This is a genomic window from Lacinutrix sp. C3R15 (genome assembly GCF_018860825.1).
GTDB lineage: Bacteria > Bacteroidota > Bacteroidia > Flavobacteriales > Flavobacteriaceae > Oceanihabitans.
This window is the reverse complement of the sequence record NZ_JAHKPZ010000038.1, coordinates 1-22,442: the sequence shown is the minus strand read 5'-3', so window position 1 is coordinate 22,442 and position 22,442 is coordinate 1. Positions and strand designations below refer to the sequence as shown.

The 22,442-nt window shown below is 32.8% G+C and carries 11 protein-coding genes; 5 read left to right on the top strand and 6 right to left on the bottom strand.

From position 1 onward, the window contains the following. Positions 1–40: 40 nt before the first annotated feature. Entirely contained in the window at positions 41–1,585 is a 1,545-nt protein-coding gene (locus tag KO494_RS14895; RefSeq protein ID WP_215968557.1) for a glycine--tRNA ligase, read from the top strand. Between the two features lie 79 nt (positions 1,586–1,664). Here KO494_RS14895 and KO494_RS14890 read toward each other — a convergent pair whose 3' ends face one another. The 6 genes from KO494_RS14890 to KO494_RS14865 form a co-directional block, all read right to left on the bottom strand. Next, entirely contained in the window at positions 1,665–2,234 is a 570-nt protein-coding gene (locus tag KO494_RS14890) for a DUF3575 domain-containing protein (protein WP_215968413.1), read from the bottom strand. Between the two features lie 93 nt (positions 2,235–2,327). Beyond that, positions 2,328–4,304 carry a heavy metal translocating P-type ATPase gene (locus KO494_RS14885; RefSeq protein WP_215968412.1) on the bottom strand — a complete coding sequence of 659 codons (1,977 nt, stop codon included), beginning with the start codon at positions 4,302–4,304 and terminating at the stop codon, positions 2,328–2,330. A 35-nt stretch (positions 4,305–4,339) separates the two neighbouring features. Next, positions 4,340–5,470 (bottom strand): efflux RND transporter periplasmic adaptor subunit, encoded by a 1,131-nt coding sequence (locus tag KO494_RS14880; RefSeq protein ID WP_215968411.1) that lies wholly within the window; start codon positions 5,468–5,470, stop codon positions 4,340–4,342. A 2-nt stretch (positions 5,471–5,472) separates the two neighbouring features. Continuing rightward, positions 5,473–9,786 carry a CusA/CzcA family heavy metal efflux RND transporter gene (locus KO494_RS14875; RefSeq protein WP_215968410.1) on the bottom strand — a complete coding sequence of 1,438 codons (4,314 nt, stop codon included), beginning with the start codon at positions 9,784–9,786 and terminating at the stop codon, positions 5,473–5,475. 66 nt (positions 9,787–9,852) lie between these two features. Next, positions 9,853–10,242 (bottom strand): hypothetical protein, encoded by a 390-nt coding sequence (locus KO494_RS14870; RefSeq protein WP_215968409.1) that lies wholly within the window; start codon positions 10,240–10,242, stop codon positions 9,853–9,855. 59 nt (positions 10,243–10,301) lie between these two features. Further along, the gene (locus KO494_RS14865; RefSeq protein WP_215968408.1) at positions 10,302–13,736 is read right to left on the bottom strand and encodes a hypothetical protein; all 3,435 of its coding nucleotides are present in this window, start codon (positions 13,734–13,736) and stop codon (positions 10,302–10,304) included. Positions 13,737–13,870: 134 nt separating this feature from the next. On the opposite strand from KO494_RS14865, the gene KO494_RS14860 reads away from it, so the two are divergent. The 4 genes from KO494_RS14860 (at position 13,871) to KO494_RS14845 (ending at position 22,371) form a co-directional block, all read left to right on the top strand. Then, on the top strand, positions 13,871–14,629 hold the full coding sequence (locus KO494_RS14860) for an exodeoxyribonuclease III (RefSeq protein WP_215968407.1): 759 nt from the start codon (positions 13,871–13,873) through the stop codon (positions 14,627–14,629). 97 nt (positions 14,630–14,726) lie between these two features. Next, positions 14,727–15,686: an OmpA family protein gene (locus KO494_RS14855; RefSeq protein WP_215968406.1), complete on the top strand. Its 960-nt coding sequence runs from the start codon at positions 14,727–14,729 to the stop codon at positions 15,684–15,686. A 78-nt stretch (positions 15,687–15,764) separates the two neighbouring features. Continuing rightward, positions 15,765–16,802, top strand: a complete 1,038-nt coding sequence (locus KO494_RS14850) for an aldo/keto reductase (RefSeq protein ID WP_215968405.1) — start codon at positions 15,765–15,767, stop codon at positions 16,800–16,802. A 244-nt stretch (positions 16,803–17,046) separates the two neighbouring features. Next, positions 17,047–22,371, top strand: coding sequence for a gliding motility-associated C-terminal domain-containing protein (locus KO494_RS14845; RefSeq protein ID WP_215968404.1), 5,325 nt, complete (start codon positions 17,047–17,049; stop codon positions 22,369–22,371). Positions 22,372–22,442: the final 71 nt, after the last annotated feature.

The window sequence follows — 22,442 nt, the reverse complement described above, 5'->3', positions numbered from 1 at the left end:
CCATTCCATTAATATGGAGTGGTTTTTTACTTTTGCATCTATGGCAAATCAAGATGAACAATTTAAAAAAGTAATCTCTCACGCAAAGGAGTATGGTTACGTATTCCAGAGTAGTGAAATCTACGATGGTTTGAGTGCAGTATATGATTACGCACAAAATGGAGCAGAGCTTAAAAAGAACATTCGTGACTATTGGTGGAAAGCCATGGTGCAAATGCATGATAATATTGTAGGTATAGATGCCGCAATATTTATGCATCCTACCACCTGGAAAGCTTCTGGGCACGTTGATGCCTTTAGCGACCCATTAATAGATAACAAAGACTCTAAAAAAAGATATCGCGCAGATGTTTTAGTAGAAGACTATTGTGCTAAAATAGAAACCAAGATAGAAAAGGAAGTAAAAAAAGCCGAAAAACGCTTTGGAGAAGCCTTTAATAAAGAAGAGTTTTTAACAACTAACGGAAGAGTATTAGGATATCAAGAAAAAATTGATACCATATTAAAACGCTTAGGAAAATCTTTAGAAGCAGAAGATCTGGCAGATGTTAAAGCCCTAATTGAAGAATTAGAAATAGCAGATCCGTTAACAGGAAGCAGAAACTGGACAGACGTTAAACAATTTAACTTAATGTTTGGTACCAAACTTGGTGCATCAGCAGAAACAGCAATGGATTTGTACTTACGTCCAGAAACAGCGCAAGGTATTTTTGTAAACTTCTTGAATGTACAAAAAACAGGAAGAATGAAAATTCCTTTTGGTATTGCACAAACAGGAAAAGCATTTAGAAATGAAATTGTTGCTAGACAGTTTATTTTTAGAATGCGTGAGTTTGAACAAATGGAAATGCAATTTTTTATTAAACCAGGTACACAAAAAGAATGGTTTGATAAATGGAAAGAAACCAGATTAAAATGGCACCTTTCTTTAGGTATGGGAGAGGACAATTATCGTTTTCATGACCACGAAAAATTAGCACACTACGCTGATGCTGCAACAGATATTGAATTTAAATTCCCTTTCGGATTTAAAGAATTAGAAGGAATACACTCGCGTACCGATTTTGATTTAAAACAACACGAAGAATTTTCTGGTAAGAAGCTTCAGTATTTTGACCATGAAGAAAACAAAAGCTACACACCTTATGTGTTAGAAACCTCTATTGGTTTAGACAGAATGTTCTTAGCTGTGTTTTCAAACTCTTTAGTAGAAGAAACATTAGAAAATAATACTACAAGAACTGTTTTAAAACTACCAGCAGTTTTAGCTCCTGTAAAAGCTGCAATCTTTCCTTTAGTAAAAAAGGATGGCTTGCCAGAAGTAGCAAAGCAAATTGTAGAAGACTTAAAATGGGATTTTAATGTGTTTTATGACGAAAAAGATGCCGTAGGAAAACGATACAGACGTCAAGATGCTAACGGAACACCATTTTGTATTACTGTAGATCACGAAACCTTAGAGAACAATACGGTTACTATAAGACACAGAGATACTATGGAACAAAAACGTGTTAAAATAGAAGATTTAAAAGATTTAATAAAAGCTGAGGTAGATGTGAAACATTGGCTAATGAAAATGAAATAATAAATCTTTGCAAAAAGCAGGAATAAAAAAAGCCCAAGTTTTAAACTTGGGCTTTTTTTTTATAAAATCAGTTTTGGTATTAAAACCTCCAGCCAAGGGTTGCGCCTAAACGAGGTACAAAATCAGTTCCAACTTCATTGTTAGATGTTGTTAAATTTCTACCAACGCCACCATATACTTCAAATAAGAAACCTTTTTTGCTTACAAATTTTCCGCCAACAGACATACCAAAAGCTAAGTTGTTTGATGTTTCATCTGTGTAAACAGGGTCGTTAGAGCCTACTAGGTACTCTGTATATACATCTTCTTGAACGCTATACATACCAAAAGCTTCTAAGAAAAATCCCCAGGCATACTTGCTAGAAAAGTAGCGTCTGTAGTAAGGCGTAAAGGCAAATTTTTCGTTGTAAATAGGTCCATCTTCAAATTCTCTGTCTTCTCGGTCTTGTAAATTAAAAAGAAAAGAAGCGCCAACTGAAGATTCAGAATCTATTAAATATTCATAGGAAAAATCTACAGCTTTAAATACAATAAGATTAAAAGTATTTACTTTAATTTCACTATGCTTCACTTTTTCTTCTGGAATAGCTTCTTGCGCAAAGGTTGTAAAAGCGGTAAAAAGTAGTAATCCTAAAAATATTTTTTTCATTTTGTTGTTATTTAAGTTGTGTCTTTATTTTTCTAAAAGATATACCCTTAGTAGATGCTTAAAATAGTAAATGGTTGCGTTAAAAATGTTACTTTATATATGTTTTTTGTAAGCTAATAATCGTAAGGCATTTAATACAACTACCACTGTTGAGCCTTCGTGAAAAAAAACTGCCAAGCCAATATTAGTTAGTCCTAAAATAGTAACAGGAACAAGTACAGCTACAACACCCAGGCTTATAAAAATATTTTCTTTTATAATGCGTTTAGATGCTCTACTTAGGCCTATTACAAAAGGTAGGTTTTCAATCTTGTCAGACATTAGTGCTACATCTGCAGTTTCCAAAGCTACATCACTACCTGCTGCTCCCATAGCTATACTAACAGTACTCAATGCCATTGCAGGAGCGTCATTTACACCATCGCCAACCATTGCTATTTTTGTGTCTGTTGCTAACAAATTTTTAATAGCTGCAACTTTGTCTTCTGGTAGTAAGTTTCCTTTTGCTTCTGTTAAGCCAATTTGTTTAGCAATAGCATCTCCAACATTCTGGTGGTCTCCAGTAAGCATAATCATGCGTTTTATGCCAATAGCTTTTAATTGTTGTAGTGTGTTTGCTGCGGTTTTTCTAGGCAGATCCATCACGCTAATAATACCAATAACTTCCTTTTTAAAAGATACTAGCATTACAGTGTGCCCATTTTGCAATAGGCTGCTCATTTTTGACGTTACGGTATCTGTAATAGCGATGCCTTCATCTTCCATTAGTTTTAAGTTACCAATAAGAACTTTTTCGTTTTTATAAATCGCAGAAACTCCTTTTCCTTGTATGGCTTCTATGGTGTTAGCATGGTTGTTAAAATGAATACCATGTAATTTTTCAATGTCTTTAGCAATTGCCTTTGCTAAAGGATGGTTGCTTAAACTTTCTACCTCTAAAACTATTTGTAAAAAGTCTTTTTCATTAAAATTATGTAAAGGAATTACATTAGTAAGTTTGGGTTTTCCTTCGGTTAAGGTTCCTGTTTTATCAAATGCAATGGTTTTAATGCTTCCTAGGTCTTCAAGCGCTTTTCCTCCTTTAATTAAAACCCCTTTTTGTGCCGCTCTTGCAATACCACTAAGAACTGCGCTTGGTGTAGAAATTGCTAAAGCGCAAGGGCTGGCTGCAACCAAAACGGTTATTGCTCTGTATAGGCTTTGATTAAAAGTTTCGTCTATAATTAAATAGGCAAAACATAAAAGTGCCACAACAAATATTACTATTGGTACATACCATTTTTCAAACTTTTTGGTTAAACGCTGTGTTGGTGATTTTTGCGTTTCTACCTCGCTTACCATTTTTATTAATCGTGCTACTGTAGAGTCATGACTTTGTTTTAGCACATGCACTTCAATGGTGCTATCTCCATTTATGCTTCCTGTAAAAGCAATATGCTTTTTGTCTATATGTTTAAATTCTGGTAGTTTATCTGTTGTTGAAATTGCAGTTTTATCTACAGGCATACTTTCTCCTGTAATTGGCGCTTGATTAATACTGCTGTTTCCAAAAATTATTACGCCATCTGCTGCTATTTTAGTGTTTGGCTTAACAACAATGATATCTCCTATTTTTAGGTTTTCAATAGGAACTTCTGTTAAATGGTTGTCTTTTTTAATTATTGCTGTTTTTGGCGATAAATCACTTAAAGCTTCAATAGATTTTTTTGCTTTATTCATGGCATAATGCTCTAAAGCATGCCCTAAACTAAATAAAAACAGAAGTAAAGCGCCTTCAGCCCAACTGCCAATATAGGCAGCTCCTATGGCTGCTGCAATCATTAAAAAATCAATATCAAAACCTCCTTTTTTTATTTTTTGAAAAGCTTCAATAGAAATGAAATACCCTCCAAAAAAATAAGAAATAAGATAGCTTAATAAGTGTAACCAGTTAGGTGCATTAGTAAGCATTTGAATAATAAAACCAAGTACTAAAAAAATACCACATAGTATAGCAAAATACAGTTCTGTTTTTTTACCAAAAATCATAGTATGACCATGGTTGTGTGAATGGGTTGTGTGGTTATTCATTTAGTTTTTTAAAAATGTGTTCGCGCTTGTGTGTTTTATTCTTCGCTGTTATTTAATAACGTTGTGCCTTTAACTACAATTTGTTTTTCTTTTAAAGCTTCAGTATTTACAATTTCAATATAGGTTTCGGTTTGTTTTCCTGTGACTAATTTAATCTTTTCAAAATAAAATTCGGTAGCATTTTCTTCCTTTAAAGTTAAAACAAAGAAATTATTATCGCTTTCAATTATCGCTTCTTTTGGTAGGCTTGGTGCTTTTTTACTATCTATAATAATATCTGCATCTACAAACATACCTACTATAAAGTTTTCTTTGTCATTATCTACATGCGCATGTACCTTTACACGTCTGGTTTGCTCATCAATGGTCGTACCAACTAAATGTACTTCTGCTTCATAGGTTTTATTAGAAGCTTCGGGGATTTTAAATAGTATTTTCTGACCTTTTTTTATTTTTAGAATGTCTTTTTCAAAAACCGATAGCTCTAAGTGAATATGATCAATATCTACAATTTCTAAAATGACATCGCTTGGTGATACATAGGTTCCGTTACTAACGTTTACTTTTGTTATATTTCCGCTAATTGGTGCGTATAAATTTATAGTTGAAGAGATTTTGCCTTGTTCTACATTGTTAGGATTTAGATGCATCATTTGTAGCTTTTTACGTAAACCGTTGTAATGTGCCAAGTTGCTTTTGTATGCGCTTTCTGCTTTTAAATAATTTTTTTCAGAAGTAATTTTTTCATCAAACAATGTTTTTTGTCTGTTGAATTCTGATTTTAAGTAGTTTAATTGCTCTGCAACTTCTAAGTAATTTTGTTGTATTTCTACAAATGCTGTGTTTTCTAAGGTAACTAAAAGCTGTCCTTTTTTTACCGTATCACCAATTAGTAATGGCGTTTTTGTAATGTAACCACCAATAAAAGTAGTAACGCTAGACTTGTTGCGTGGTGGCACATCAATCATTCCGTTTACTTTAATGGTTTCATTAAAATTGAATTCCGTTAGGGTTCCTAAAGCCATTTTTTCGCCTTCAAATTGTGCTTTGGTTACGGTAATTTGATTGTTATTTGTTTTTGGTTCAAGAATTGTAGATTCTTTTTTTTCTGAATTTCCGCAGGCTATTAAAACCATTGAAAATAATAGGATATATATGTTTTTCATTGTTATAAAATTAAGTAATTGATGTTGATAACTGTTTGGTTGTAATTGTTTAATTGCTCCAGATAATTGAGTTGAATATCTTTTGCAGTTTCTACACTTTGTATGTATTGAAAGAAATCAATTTCGCCTTCTTTAAAGGTTCTGTTAGCGGTTTTTATTATTTCTTCAGAAAGGGTTTGTCCTTGTGTTTTATAATATTGAATAGCTTCTTCATACTGCTGTAATTTTGCAAATAAAGATTGCTGTTCTGCGTGTAATTGTGTTTTGTAATCTTGTTTTTGTGTTAAAACAACTTCTTGTGCAATTTTTGCAGCTTTAATTTTAGAACGTTGTGCGCCAAACAAAATAGGTATTTTAAGGCCTAGTTGGTAGCCTGTTAAGTTTTTGTTTAAACCATTGTTAGTTCCTTGAAAATATGTTGCATTAATATCTGGAAGCAGGTTTTGTTTTTCTAAAGTAGTTTGTGCTTTTTGATAATTAATAGAAGCGTCAAACAAGGAAAGGCCTGCGTTTTGATTTACGGATATATTTTCTACTTCCAATTTTTTAAGTAAATCATCTGCAATTGCGATAGAGTCTATTTGCACCACTTTTTTTAGTTGTTCTCTTGATAAGTTTACTTCTAGAAGCGATTGTTTGTAAAGTGTTTCTAATTGTTTTTGTTTAGAGCGAGCCGTAATCATTTCTAGGTAATTTGTTTCCCCTAGCTCAAAACGACGTTCTGCTTTTACAACAAAATCTTGATACAAACTATCTAGGTATTTATAGTTTTTAACTTTATTTTTTGCGTAGCTTAATTGGTAATAATTAACATAAACTAACTTTTTTACCTGCTGTAATTGCATGCTGTAAGATGCTTTTTGCATTCCTAATTTAGATAGGTTTTGTTTTTTTTGAGCAAAATAAACCGTAGGAAATTTAAAGTCTTGTGATACTCCAAAAACCTTTAAAGGTTTGTTGTTTATAGCTAAGTTACTTTCGTCATAATTATAATAGATATTCGTTTTATCAAAGCTAAAAGCAGAATTAACGAGTGCGTTTTCTTGATTTGTTTTTAAATTTTCAGCTTTTAAACTTGCGTTATTTTCAATTGCTAAAGCTAAAGTTTGCTCAATGGTTAAAGGCTTGTTTTGTGCTTGTATTTGAAATGTTAGTAGCAAAACAAGTACTGTTACTATGTTTTTTTTCTTCATTTTAAGTTCTTTTTTTTCTTCAAACCAAGCATATAAAATTGGTAAAACAACCAAGGTTAGTAGCGTTGCTGTTACCAAACCACCAATAACAACGGTTGCTAATGGACGTTGTACTTCTGCTCCAGCATTTGTAGAAACAGCCATAGGTAAAAACCCTAAAGCAGCAGCAGCAGCTGTAAGTAAAACAGGGCGTAAACGTTCACTAGTTCCTTTTTTAATGCGTTCATTAATATTTGAAAATCCTCGTTCTTTTAGTTCTTTAAAATGTTCAATTAGTACAATACCATTAAGTACAGCAATACCAAAAAGAGCAATAAACCCAACACCTGCAGATATACTAAAAGGTAAACCTCTAAGCCAAAGTAATAAGATGCCTCCAACAGCAGAAAGCGGAATGGCAGAGTATACAATAAGCGCTTCTTTTACCGAGTGAAAGGCAAAATAAAGTAAGATGAATATGAGTAATAAAGCAACAGGAACAGCTATTAGTAGTCTGTCTTTTGCACTTTGCAGGTTTTCAAATTGTCCGCCATAAGTAATGTTGTATCCAGTTGGTAATTTTAGTTTACTTTCTAGTATGTTTTGTATGTCTTGTACCACAGATTGTAAGTCTCTGTTTCTTACATTTATACCAACAACAATACGTCTTTTGGTATCATCACGTGATATTTGCGCAGGACCATTAGTGTATTTGATTTCGGCTAATTCGCTAAGCGGTATTTTGTTTCCGTTAGGAGTGTCAACAAATAAATTTTGTAGGCTTTCTAGGTTTTTTCTACTGTTTTGTTGTAGGCGAAGTACTAAGTCGAAGCGTTTTTCGCCTTCAAAAACATTTCCTACAGTAGCACCAGCAAAACCCATAGAAATTATACGGTTTACCTCTTTAATGTTTAGTCCGTAACGTGCAATTTTACTTCTATTAAATGTTACACTCATTTGTGGCAAACCTTCTACTTTTTCTACAGAAATATCTGCAGCACCTTCTACATTTTTAATAAGGTTTTTTATTTGGTCAGCTTTAGTAGCTAAAATGGTTAAGTCTTCTCCAAAGATTTTAATAGCAACATCTGCCCTTACACCTGTAACTAGCTCGTTAAATCGCATTTCAATAGGTTGTGTAAATTCAACTTCCATACCAGGAATAACCTTTAATGCTTCTTTAAATTTATCTGCTAATTCATCTTTACTGTTTGCAGATGTCCATTGTTTTTTAGGTATTAGTTTTATAATAACATCACTCTCTTCCATAGACATTGGGTCTGTAGGTACTTCTGCTGCACCAATACGAGTAACTACCTGATCTACTTCTGGAAAATTATCTAATAAAATCTGTTCTATTCTGGTGGTTATTTCTATGGTTTTTCCAAGAGATGTTCCTGTTTTTAAAACGGGTTGAATAACAAAATCACCTTCATCTAAAGTAGGTACAAATTCGCCTCCCATTTTACTAAAAATCCATATACTGGATGTTAGTAATATTGCAGAAAGTACAATTACTATTTTTTTGTTGTTTAAAGCCCAGTTTATAATTGGTTGGTATCCTTTGTTTAAAAACTGCATGAGCCTTACCGAAATGTTTTTAGCAGATTGTTTGTTAGGTTTTAAAAATAACGATGAAACTACAGGAACATAGGTTAGGCATAAAATCATGGCTCCTATTAGAGCAAAGCTAAAGGTCATAGCCATTGGTCTAAACATTTTACCTTCAATACCACTTAAAGATAAAATAGGGATAAATACAATTAAGATGATTAATTGGCCAAAAATGGCAGAATTCATCATTTTTGAAGCGCTTTTTAGTGTTATTTGGTCTATTTCTGCTTGTTTTTCTTTTTTGCTAATTTCTGCCAAATGTTTGGTTTTAGACATGATTTGAAAAGCAATAAACTCGACAATAATAACAGCTCCATCGATGATGATACCAAAATCAATAGCACCTAAACTCATTAAATTAGCATCTACACCAAAGTAGTTCATTAATATAATGGCAAATAATAAACTTAACGGAATAACAGAAGCTACAACCAATCCAGATCGCCAATTACCAAGGAGTAAAACCACGACAAAAATGACGATTAAAGATCCTAAAATTAAGTTTTCTGCTACTGTAAACGTGGTTTTGTTAATGAGTTCGCTACGCTCTAAAAAACCATTAATATAAACCCCTTCAGGTAGTGTGCTTTGTATTTGTGCAACACGTTCTTTAACTGTGTCAATTACTTCTTTAGAGTTTCCGTTTTTAAGCATCATGATTTGCCCCAATACTTTTTCACCCTCTCCATTTCCAGTTATGGCACCAAAACGTGTAGCGCTACCAAAACCTACATTAGCAACATCTTTAATATAAATAGGTGTGCCATCATTTTTAACAACAATATTTTCAATATCTTGTAAGGAGCTAACCAATCCTTCACCGCGAATAAAAAATGCTTTGTTATTTTTTTCAATATAACCACCTCCTGTTACACTGTTGTTTTTTTCTAAAGCGTCATAAATTTCTGCAATAGAAATATGCATTGCTGTTAGTTTGTTGGGGTTAATAGCAACTTCATATTGTTTTAAAAATCCTCCCCAGGTATTGATTTCTACCACCCCAGGAATTCCTGATAATTGGCGTTTAACAATCCAATCTTGAATGGTACGTAAATCGGTTGTACTGTATTGGTCATCATAACCGGGTTTTACGTCTAATATATATTGATAAATTTCACCTAATCCTGTTGTTATAGGTCCCATTTCTGGAGCGCCAAAACCTTCAGGTATTTGCTCTGAAGCAGATTTAATTTTTTCAGCAATAAGCTGGCGTGGTAAATAGGTGCCTAAATCATCATTAAATACAATGGTAACTACGGATAACCCGAATTTTGAAACCGATCTAATTTCTTCAACTCCTGGTAAATTGGCCATTTCTAGCTCTACAGGATAGGTAATAAACTGCTCGACATCTTGTGTAGATAGGTTTCTTGAAGTTGTAATAACTTGTACTTGATTGTTGGTGATGTCTGGTACAGCACCAATTGGTATTTGGGATAATGAAAAAATACCAAAGCCTAAAATAAAGGCTGTAAATAGAAAAACAATTAGCTTATTGTTTAAGCTAAATTTGATAATGTTTGTTAACATAATTCATATTAATTTAAAAAATAATAAATGCCTGTTTTATAGTACAGGATTAAAATCTAAAATGAATTATGCGTGTTTGGGTGGCTGAAAAACAGAAGATTTTTCAGAATCTGTTAATGCTTCGTTGTAGTGAAAATTAAAAGGTATTTCTATAAAATCGGTATAGATAAAATCGAAATGGTTAGTAATACTAATAAAGGATGTGTTGATGTGAGTACAAATGTGATGACTGTCTTTAAAAGGTAAATCGTCATGCTCTTTGTGGTCGTTTTTATGGCTGTCTTTAGCATCGCCATAATGTTCTGCTATAAATTCAAAAAAAGTATCGCCATACATTTCTTTGTGAAATTCGGCGTGATTTAGCAAAGCATTAATCTTAGAAAAATCTTCTAAGTTAATGTTGAAACTCTGGATGAGAATCAAAATAGAATAAGTAAATGCTAAAACCTTGTTCATAACAAATGCTAATTTACAAATTTAGCATTATTAAATACGTAACATAGGTTACAAATGATTTAAAAATAGGCTTTTAATTGTATGTTACCTGTGTGAATGGTTTTACTAGTTTCTGTGTTTCTACCAAAATAACTCAGATTTAAGTCTAGGTATTTGGTTAGTTTTTTCTGCACTAAAAGAGTCCATGTAAAGTTTTTTCCTGGTTGTAAACCTTCTAGCATTTGGTATGCAACAGGCGAACTAGAGTCTCCTGTAAAAGTGTTTGAAAAATAGTTAAATTCTCCAGAAATAGCCATTTGCTGTTGACTAGAAAAAGCAAAAGAAGCACCATATTTTTGTTGTTGTAGTGTTTCTAGGTCAGTGATTGTATTTTCTTTGTTTGTGTATTGGTAATATATATCAAAGCGTGTATTATCATTAAATAAATAAGATAATTTTGGGTTTAACTGTGTTTCATCTATATTATAGTTTTTACTTGTGTAGTTTTCGCTTTTACTTTCATTAGTGCTAAAACTGGTGGATAAGTTTGCTAGCCAATTTGTGGCAAATTTATGGTTAAAAAGTAACTGGTGGCTTTTGGAGTTAGCCTCTAAAGAGCCTATAGTTAGTAGGTTTTTAGAGTCGCTTGTTAAAAAAGTATAAGAGGTTGTGTAATGTTGTTTTCCTCTATTAAAAAAGAAAACATTTCTAAAGCTAGATTGTAAACCAAGGCGTTTTTCTGCATCATCTTTAAAAGGGTTAAGGTCAAAAGAGCTGCCTTCGCGTTTTTGTTTTCTGTCTATTAAGTAAGACGTTTGATTGTAAAAATGAGACAGTGTTTTTTTTAACCCCTTATCATTAGTTGCCCATTGTTGAGGGTTTAGTGTTATGGTTTGACTAAACCTGTTTTGATGCGTTTTTACATATACTTGGTTAGGTAGTAATACTCTTATATAAGTACCTTGATCTGCAAATTGAGCGATTTCAAATTCTTCTAACTCTTGAATGTTGTTTTCGTTATAGTCAATCCAGGTGTATGCTCCTTGTCCTGCTTCTACTTCTACATAGGTAAATTCTTGTTGTGCTAAGGTTCCAGAATTGGTTTCGTACACCGTATTCCAGTGTAGCATTTGCTTAAATAATTTTTGACTGAATTGTATTCTGGAATTTAAAGATTCTTCGTTGTCTAGTGTTTCATCTACATTGTTTAATGTTCTGTAATTGGCGTAAATGGCTAGGTTAGTATTTTGATTTTGAATAATTCTTGAATCTATATAGTAGGTGTTTGAGGTGTTTACTTTTTGAAGATTGGTACCTACTACACTATCATTAATTCTGTGCTTGTAACCAATTTCTGCAAATATTTTGGTGCTATCACCAATTCCTGTATATATTTCGTACGATTTATATCGTTGGCTTAATGCGGTAAAGGTGTCTGTAGCTTTGTCTTTTTGTTCGTTGTTTTCATAATCGAGTTTTGTGCCAATCCAAGCTTTTTTAAGGCTATAGGTTATACTGTTGTAGCTTCTTAAAAAAGTAGAATTGTTTAAAGTAGATTCTGCATTTAAAGCACTAGAGTTTGATGTTATTTGCCATTTATTTAACCTTAAATCTCCATAGAGTATATGTCTGCTTCCGTTAAAGTTTTCAGAATAATTTAAATATTCATATTGGTATTTGGCTAGTCCTTTTTCATGATGTGTTGTTTGTACACCAGTGGTAAAAAGTGTTTGGTTACCATTGTCTATTACATTTTCATTGGTTGAGGTTTGTTCTATATTCCAATCGCGAATAAATTCAGCATTATATAAACGCTCAATGGTTCTAAAATTTTCTTGCATGTAGATTGCATCAGCAAAAGTATTTAAATTCCAAAGGCTATCTTTTTTTAATATTGCTTGTTCAAATTTTATTTTAGCAGCAAAACCATCATTGTCATCATCATCTAAATTAGAGAATAGATTTAAATCATTTTTACTTCCAGCAAGTTCAAAACCAATATTTGTTTTTGTGCTAGGTGTATAGCTTCCGTTTACAACAGCTATTTGTAATTTGTCTGGTGCAATAAGGTTGGTTATGGGTTCATAATTTCCTTGAGCTATTCCTGCTAAGGGTTCTACATATTCATAAATAGTACTAATGGCGTTAATATTGCTTACTACGTAATTTCCTAAGTTATCACCAACTAAAGAAAAGCTTACGCTGTAAAGTTCATCATCTTCGTTGTTAGAAAACACAAAAGCTTCTACACCATTAATAACTTCTTTTTTATATAAAATCCGGTTTTCATTATAGGTTTCAGGAGTTGCCGAAGAAGCTGTCATGAGTGTTTCGTCATCTCCAGCATTTGCTAATATTTCTACTTGTTCTGTAGATAGGTTTTGTTGTAAAGGGTTGTTTTTTGCGTCATTTTCACTATATACAGCAACCCCAAGTTTTAGTTTTTCGCTTTCGTAGTTGCTTCCTCCGTATACTACTAATCTGGAGTAATTGCGTTCGCTGTATTGGTAGTCTACAGTAATACGCATTTCACTAGTTATAGGAAAAGTAGAATTAAAAATAATTTCGCCAGCATTGTAATTTATAATGTAGTCATTGTTTTCACCTCTTTCTAAGGTAATTCCGTTTACGTAAACCGTTTCGCTACCAGAAACAACAAGTACATATAGCTCGTTGTTGGGTCCGCTTAATTTATAAGGTCCTTGGTTTCCTTCTTCTGCTGTAAATTGACTGGAGGTAAATTGGCCTCTTACAATTGCGCCAGCAGCAAAAACATTGGTTTTAGAATCTGGATGGTGTAAGGTTGCATCAAGAGATAGGCCTTGAACGCGTTTAGAAAAATTAGCAAAAGTAGACTGTGTGTTTTCTAGGTCTACATCTCCAGCGCGAATTTTCCAGTTATCGCTAAACAGTTCAACGAATACTTGGTCAAATTCATCTAAGCGTTGCGAATAGCCACTTTCTTGAAGCGGAATGTTTGCGTCTTGTATAGAAGCTCTTAAAGAAACCTTATCGTTTAATTTACCAGTAATTTGTAAATCTAATTCGCTATTTAAAACCGAGTTTTGATTGTTACCAATAATAACGCCTCGAGAAATACTTCCAGAAGTTGTTAAGCCGTCAAAAGGTGTAAAGGTATTGGTTAGGCTAGGTTGTTTTATTTTATATAACTGCTGCTGGTTGTCTGTGTTTTCTACTATAACTTTTTGGTCTAACTGTTTATAGGTTTTGGTTATAAAATCAGGATATTTCAAGTAGTTAATAAATAAAGAGTCTGTTGCAATAGGTTTTTTTAAATATAGTTTTGCTTTTGCAAAATCTACAGAATAGTAAGTGCTGTCAATAATAGTGTTGTCTTTTCTTTTAATAGTAAAGTAAGCTGGGTTTATGCTAACACTGTCTATAGCAATACTGTCTTGTACAAGAACCTTTTTGGTCTTGTAATTAGATTCTTGGTCTTGTGCTAAAGCAGTAAAACCAATTAAGAACATTAAAAGAAAGTATGTAAACTTCATGCGTTACTAAAACTAAAAAATACCTAAAATATTTTATGGATAGTTTTTTGTTAAAAGGACATTAATATTTTAGTGTAAATGTAAAGCATTATTTATTTTAGCTGAAACATAACTATTTTAAAATAAAAAACCTTTTGAAAATAATCTCATACAACGTAAACGGAATTCGAGCAGCACTAAATAAAGGCTTTATAGATTGGCTAAAAGCAGCAAACCCAGATGTAATTTGTTTGCAAGAAATAAAAGCAATGAAAGAACAACTAGATTTAGATGTTTTTGTAGAAGCTGGTTACCAATATAATTATTGGTTTTCTGCTCAAAAAAAAGGGTATAGTGGTGTTGCTATTTTAAGTAAAACTAAACCGGATCATGTAGAATTTGGTACAGGAATAGAGTCTATGGATTTTGAAGGTAGAAATATTCGTGCAGATTTTAAAGATGTTTCTGTAATGAGTTTGTATTTGCCTTCTGGAACAAATGATGCAAGATTGGAGCATAAGTTAGAATATATGGATATGTTTCAGGAGTATATTAATAACTTAAAAAAAGAAATACCTAATCTTGTTATTTGTGGCGATTATAATATATGTCATGAAGAAATAGATATACATAATCCTAAAATGAAAGGCGTTTCAGGTTTTCTTCCTATAGAAAGAGAGTGGATTGGCAATTTTATTGCTAGTGGTTTTACAGATGCTTTTCGTTATAAACACCCAGAAAAACAAGAATATAGCTGGTGGAGTTATCGTGCAAATTCTAGAGCAAATAATAAAGGTTGGCGTTTAGATTATACTATGGTTGCAAACCCTATAAAAGAAAAAATTAAAAGAAGCGTTATTCTTCAAGAAGCTGTGCACAGTGATCATTGTCCAGTTTTAGTTGAAATAGAATAATAAAAGAACTACTACTTAGTTTTTAGTTAGTAGTAATTGGTTTTTACAAAAAATCAAAAGACAGAATATAAAGAACCCAAAAGAACCCAAATACAATATGAAAAGTAAATTAGTAGTTTTAGCAATAGCAACAATAGCAGTAACCTCATGCGTTTCGCCTAAAGTATATAAAGATTTAGAAAGTAAATATGCAAGCTTAAAAAAAGAAAACAGAAAGCTTTCTGATGAAAACGAATCTCTTTTACAAGCAAATAACAAAACAGAAAACGATTACGCAACGCTTAAAAAAGATTATGATCAAGCCATTGCTAATAGAGACCAATTGCAGGCAGATTATAATGCATCTAAAACAAATCTAGAAAATTTAAAAGCTTCTTATGATGCTTTAGAAAAAAACAGTTCTGCATCTATAGCAGAAAACTCTAAAAAAAATAGAGAGTTATTAGCGCAATTAGAAGCTAAAGAACAAGCCTTAGAAGCAGAAAATCTTAGGCTTGAAAAAATAAAAAGCGAATTAGAACAACGTTCTAATCGAGTTGCCGAATTAGAAAACATGATTGCTGCAAAAGATGCTGCAATGACACAATTAAAAAATGCCATCTCTAAAGCATTAACAGATTTTGAAGGTAAAGGATTAACCGTTGAGCAACGTGATGGAAAAGTATATGTCTCTATGGAGAATAAATTGCTTTTTGAATCTGGTAGTTGGGCAGTTGGTGTTCAAGGAAAAAAAGCAGTACAACAACTAGGTTCTGTACTTGGTGAAAATGCCGAAATAGCAGTTTTAATTGAAGGGCATACAGATAATGTACCATATACTGGAACAGGACAAATTTCTAGCAACTGGGATTTGTCAACCAAACGTGCAACAGCAATTGTTAATATATTAAGGGAGAATAAAGCGATTCAACCAGAAAATTTAACTGCTGCAGGACGTGGGGAATTTGCACCAATAGCAAGTAATGAAACTACTGAAGGAAAAGCAAAAAATAGAAGAATAGAAGTTATTTTAACTCCTAAATTAGACGAGGTAACTAAGCTTTTAAATGATATTTAATAGTGTTGCAAAAAGTCAATACTGCTTGTTATTTATTATAACTAATTAAAAAAGAAAGCACTTTTATAGAAACTAAAGATGAAATATACTACACTACCAAATACCAGTATTAAAGTAAGTAAAATCTGTTTAGGTACCATGACTTGGGGAAATCAAAATACCCAAGACGAAGGGTTTGCTCAAATGGATTATGCTTTAGATCAAGGAGTGAATTTTTTTGATACTGCAGAATTATACCCAGTTCCTGCAAATGTCGAAACTTATGCAGAAACAGAACGTATAATAGGTAATTGGTTTAAAAAATCTGGAAACAGAGACAAGGTTGTGTTGGCATCAAAAATTGCAGGACCAGGAGATTATACGGCACATATTAGAACCGATGGTTTTACGCCAAAAGCTATTCAGGATGCTGTAAACAAAAGTTTAGAGCGTTTACAAACAGATTATATTGATCTGTATCAATTACATTGGCCAGAAAGACAAACCAATACTTTTGGAGTTAGAGATTATGCACACAATCCAAATGATGCATGGCAAGATAATTTTAATGAAATATTACATACTTTAGATACAATTATCAAGTCAGGTAAAATTCGTCAAATAGGAATTTCAAACGAAAAAGCTTGGGGAACCATGCGTTATTTAGAAGAATCTAAACAACATAACTTACCAAGAATGATAACCATTCAAAATGCATACTCTTTACTTAATCGTGTTTTTGAAGGGGATATGGCAGAAATTTCAATGCGAGAAAATATTGGTTTGTTAGCATATTCGCCAATGGCATTTGGTGTGCTTTCAGGTAAGTATATTAAAGGTACTGCAGCTGCTAATGCAAGATTAAAATTATTTTCTAGATTTAATAGGTATAGTAGTGACTCTTGTACAGAAGCTACCAAAAAATATTTAAAAATAGCCGAAGATTATAATATGAGTTTAGCACAAATGTCTCTAGCGTTTGTAACACAGCAGCCTTTTGTAACAAGTAATATTATAGGAGCAACTACAATAGCCCAATTAAAAGAAAATATAGATAGTGTAAATATTGAGCTAAAAAAAGAAGTTTTAGACAGGATAAAAGAGGTGCATAATACCATACCAAATCCTACTTCATAAAGTATTTGCAAAAACACCATACCTGTTAATAAAACAGGTTTTTTATCGGATAAAAATGTATTTAATCTATTAAATTAAAGTTAATTTATTAGGGCTAATCTTTTTTTATACTTTAGGTAATTAATTAAAGCATCAAAATATAGGTGGTGTTTTAATAAAAAAAGCACAATTAAATATAATAGTTTATATAACAGTAAATTACAAAAAAAATATTTAATATTTATTAACTAACCTTAACCGTAAAATGAAAAAAATTACCCTTTCCCTATTATTGGGGTTTATGTCTCTTGTAGGCTTCTCCCAAGTGGGTTTAGTAGAAAATTTCGACTCTGGAGTTACTTTGCCAACTGGTTGGACAAGTGATGCAGAAGATTACTCAGTATCTTTTGTTGAAAACTGTGATGGTAGATCTGTAAGAGCAAACTTAGATGTTACAAATACAGATGCACAACTTACCTCGCCAAATATTGTAGGTGAATCTAATGGATCTGATTTAACTATTGCCTTTGATTATAAAATAGTAGATTGGTCTTTAGCAACAACCGAAACACAACCTGGTTGGGGTGAAATATTGGTGCAATATTCTGTAGATGACGGGACAAACTGGGTGACAGTTGACACTATTGATGATTCAAACCATGTTACATCAAATATTTGTGCTAACTGGTCTGTAGTAGTTCCTGCAGCAGATGTTCCAACAGGAAGTGACTTTAAGTTACGTATTAATACTAATTGGATTACTACAGATACAGATGTTACTTATTATCTGTATTTAGATAATGTTTCTGCAACACAAGTAGTTGTAGATCCTCCTTCTTGTGTAAACTTACTTACACCAACAAATGGTAGTTCAGGAGTTTCTATTACTACAGATTTAGAATGGACTGATGCAACAGGAATACCTACAGGATATACTTTATCTGTTGGTACAACTCCTGGAGGAACAGATGTTTTAGATAATGTAAATACAGGTTTGTCTACAACTTATGACTTACCAGATTTAGAATATGGTACTACATATTATGTAACAATTACTCCTTTTAATGCTAATGGTGATGCAGTAGATTGTACAGAATATACCTTTACAACAGGAGCAGATCCAAATGCACCTGTAGATTGTGCTTCAGGCTTACCAATTAATACAGTATACTGTTATGGTAACAGTGATACAACAACGTGGAACTTTCAAAGTTCAACAGGAGGTCCTTTAAATGTGTTTTTTAATGCAGGACAAATGGAGTCTTGTTGTGATGAAATTACTATTTATGATGGTACTGACAATACAGGAACCGTACTTTATGATGATAATAATGATGGAGATTTAACAGGAGTTTCTGTAATAGCTACCTCAGGTTTTGTTTTTATTGAAATTGATAGTGATAGTTCTATAAGTTGTGCTGCTAATGGTTATATACCTATAGATTTTGATGTGTCTTGTGTAGATACAACAGCTTTACCAAACTGTAATGCTACTTTAACAACACCAGTAAATGGTGCAATAGATGTAGATGTAAATACAGATTTAGTTTGGAGCCCAGCTTCTGTTTTAGTTACTGGTTATATTCTTTCTGTTGGTACAACGCCAGGAGGAACAGATGTTGTTGATAATGTAGATGTGTTTGGAGCTACAAATTATACTTTAGGTACTTTAGCTTATGAAACTACGTATTATGTAACTATTGTTCCTTATAATGATAATGGTTCAGCTGTTAATTGTAATGAACAAACTTTTACAACAGAAAATGATCCTAATCAAATAGTAGACTGTTCTATAAGTGAAGAAGTAAATACTATTTTTTGTTATGAAAATAACGACAATACAGTGTATAGTTTTGCAAGTAATTCAGGAGCACCTTTAGTGGTCGTTTTTAATTCAGGAACTACAGAAAATATCTTTGATGAATTAGTGGTAACAGATTCAGACGGAACAGAATTATATAATGGTTATGGTAATGGAGGAAATCTAGCAGGATTAATGTTTACTTCTACAGGAGGTTCAATCTCAATAGGAGTAACATCAGATGGTTCTGTGGTTAGTTGTACAAATAATCCTTGGAATTTTACAGTTTCTTGTGTAGATACAACAGCTTTACCTAACTGTAATGCATCTCTAACTTCTCCAGTTAACGGAGCAGTAGATGTAAATGAAAATGAAGATTTAACATGGAGTGCAGCAACAGTATTTGTTGAAGGGTATTACTTGTCTATAGGAACAACACCAGGAGGTGTAGACGTTTTAGATAATTTAGATGTAGGAAATGTTTTAACATATGACCCAGGAGTATTAGAGTATTCTACAACGTATTATGTAACTATTGTACCATACAATGTTAATGGTTCTGCTGTAGATTGTGTAGAAGAAAGCTTTACTGTAAAAGATGATCCTAATCAAATTGTAGATTGTGATACTAGTGAAGTAATAAATACAACATTTTGTTATGAAAATAACGAAATAATTGAATTGTGGTTTGCATCTTCAAACGGAAACCCTATTTCAATTTCTTTTCTTGCTGGTTTCTTAGAAGAAAGTGCATTCTCTGGTAATACATGGGATGATTTATTTATCTATGATGGTACAGACAATACCGGAACACTTTTATATGATTCTAATGACGGAATTGTAGGTAATAGTGATTTAGCAGGATTTAATTTTGTAGGTAATAGTGGTAATCTATATATCTTTTTTGACGCAGATGGTTTCGGAAGCTGTGAATCTAGTGGTTATACACCAGTTAGTTTTGATGTCGCTTGTGTAGATACAACAGCCTTACCTAATTGTAATGCAGCACTTACAGGTCCTGTGGATGGTGAGATAGATGTAGATGAAAATGATGATTTAACTTGGTCTGCAGCATCTGTTATTGTAGACGGTTATAAATTATATATAGGTACAACACCAGGAGGAACAGATGTGCTTAATGGTTTAGATGTAGGAGATGTTTTAACTTATGATCCAGGAACTTTAGACTATGCTACAACGTATTATGTAACTATTGTACCATATAATGGTAATGGAGATGCTACAGGTTGTACAGAAGAAAGCTTTACAACACGTAATGATCCAAATGTTATTATAGATTGTGCAGCAGGTCCTTATAATACTACATATTGTTATGGTAATAATGACCCAATGGTATTTTATTTTGCAAGTGCAGATGGTTACCCATTAAATCTTATGTTTAATGCAGGTGATATTGAAAACTTTTGGGATGAAATAATTGTTTATGATTCAGATGGTTCTATTTTATTTCAAGACGATAATGGTGGAGATCTTACAGGATTAACATTTTCAAGTACTGGAAGCTCTATATCTGTTGCAATAGATTCTGATGGTTCAGGTAGTTGTCAATCAAGTACAGGTTATACACCATGGGATTTTGATGTATGGTGTCAAACATGTATACCACAAACTGTAGATTTTGATGTGGTTGGTGATTGTAATACAGATCCAGATAATCCAGAATTTAACGTAGAAGTAAACGTTACAGACTTTGGTGACGCTACTTCAATAACAGTAACAGATGATCAAGGTAGTGCTCCTCAAGTTCTAACAGAACCTGGTGTTGTAGTATTTGGTCCTTATACTGCGAATACAGAAGTTATACTTTCTGCAGCAAATACTGATGACGCAAACTGTGTTGTTGATAGCATGTCATTAACATTTGTTTGTCCTCCAGCACCAAATCCTTGTTCTATTATTTATGCTGGTGAAGATCAAACAGTAACCTGTGATGATCCAGAAACAGACTTAACTGCAAGTTTCCACCTTTTCGGAACCGATACTAATACTTATGTAGTTAATGCTCTAGATGTTTGTCCAACTCCTGCTACAAGTGGAGGTGAGCCAACTAGTTTAGATATTGATGATACATGGTCAGATATTATTGAATTAGGATTTGAATTCTGTTTCTTTGGGGAAACATATAGTCAAATACTTATTGGTTCTAATGGTGTATTATCTTTTGAATTAGAAAATGCTGGTGGCTACAATGCTTGGGGCTTTACAGATAGTTTACCTAATAGTACAAATAATGCATTATCTGAAGCTAATATATTTGGTGTTGCGCATGATATAGACCCAAGTGTTTGTGGTGATATCAATTATTATATTTTAGGTTCTGCTCCTTATAGACAGTTTGTTGTTAATTATACAGATGTATGTCACTTTAGTTGTAATTCTTTAACATCAAGCAGTCAGATTATTTTATATGAATCATCTAACAATATTGATGTAAATGTTTTTGATAAACCAACTTGTACAACTTGGAATAGTGGTAGCGCTGTAATAGGTGTTCAAAACGTAGCAGGAACGGTTGCATTTACTCCTCCAGGAAGAAATACAGGAGACTGGTCTGCAAGTGATGAGTATTGGAGATTTGCTCCTTCAGGAGGTACTCCAAACTATACTTTTGAATGGTTTGATGGTACTACATCTTTAGGAGATACTGAAACAATAACAGTTTCACCTACAGAAACAACTACATATACAGCTTCTATTACTTATGAGCTTTGTACAGGTGGTACATCTACTGTTACAGATGATGTTGTAATTACTTTTGATGATTCTAGTGTAGAAGACGCTACTTTTACTATGACAGCAACTTGTGATGGAGGTACTGCAGAAATTACAGGAACTACAGGAGGTACATTTACTTTTGATCCTGTGCCAACAGATGGTGCATTAATTGATGCAGCAACAGGTACAGTAACAGAGGCTACACCTGGAGAAACATATACGGTAGTATATACTACATCTGGTTCTTGTTCCGCAACTAGTTCAGAAGATGTTACTGTTTTAGATGCAGAAGATGCATCGTTTACTGTAACTGCTGGATGTGATGGTGGTACTGTGGTAATTACTGGAGACGCTGGCGGAACTTTTAGTTTCAACCCAGCAGTAACAGATGGAACTCTAATTGACCCTGTAACAGGTGAAGTTACTAATGCATTGCCAGGAACTTCATACACTATAGAATACACAACTTCAGGAGTATGTAGTGAAACTAGCACTCAGGTTTTAACTACTCTTGATGCATTTGATTTTACAGTAATAGGGGATTGTAATGGTGCTATTTATGAGTTAACTATTAACCCAGCAAATGATAGTTATGATGCTAGTACTGCAACATATGTATTATATGATGATATGGATTCTGTTTTACAAACTAATACTGTTGGTGATAATGTATTTGTTATAGATGCAAGTATTTTTACTCCTCCAATGTCTGGAAGTTCATTTAACTACGTGGTAGAAGTAACTAATGACTTAGGTTGCGTGGTTTACAATGACGTACTTGTAGAAAGTATTAATTGTATTATTCCTCAAGGTATATCTCCTAATAATGATGGTAAAAATGATAATTTCGATTTAACAGGATATGATGTTAGTAAATTAGAAATTTTTAACAGACATGGTATTAAAGTATACTCTAAAACTAATTATACTAATGATTGGTATGGTCAGTCTGATAGTGGCGATGAATTACCAGTAGGAACTTATTTCTACGTAATGGAATATCAAGGAAACAAAACCAAAACATCTTGGGTATATTTAAATAGAGAAAACTAATTAACTAATTAATTAAAATGAAAAAATTATATATTATTCTCGCTTTCTTGTTTGTAGTTCAAGTGCAAGCA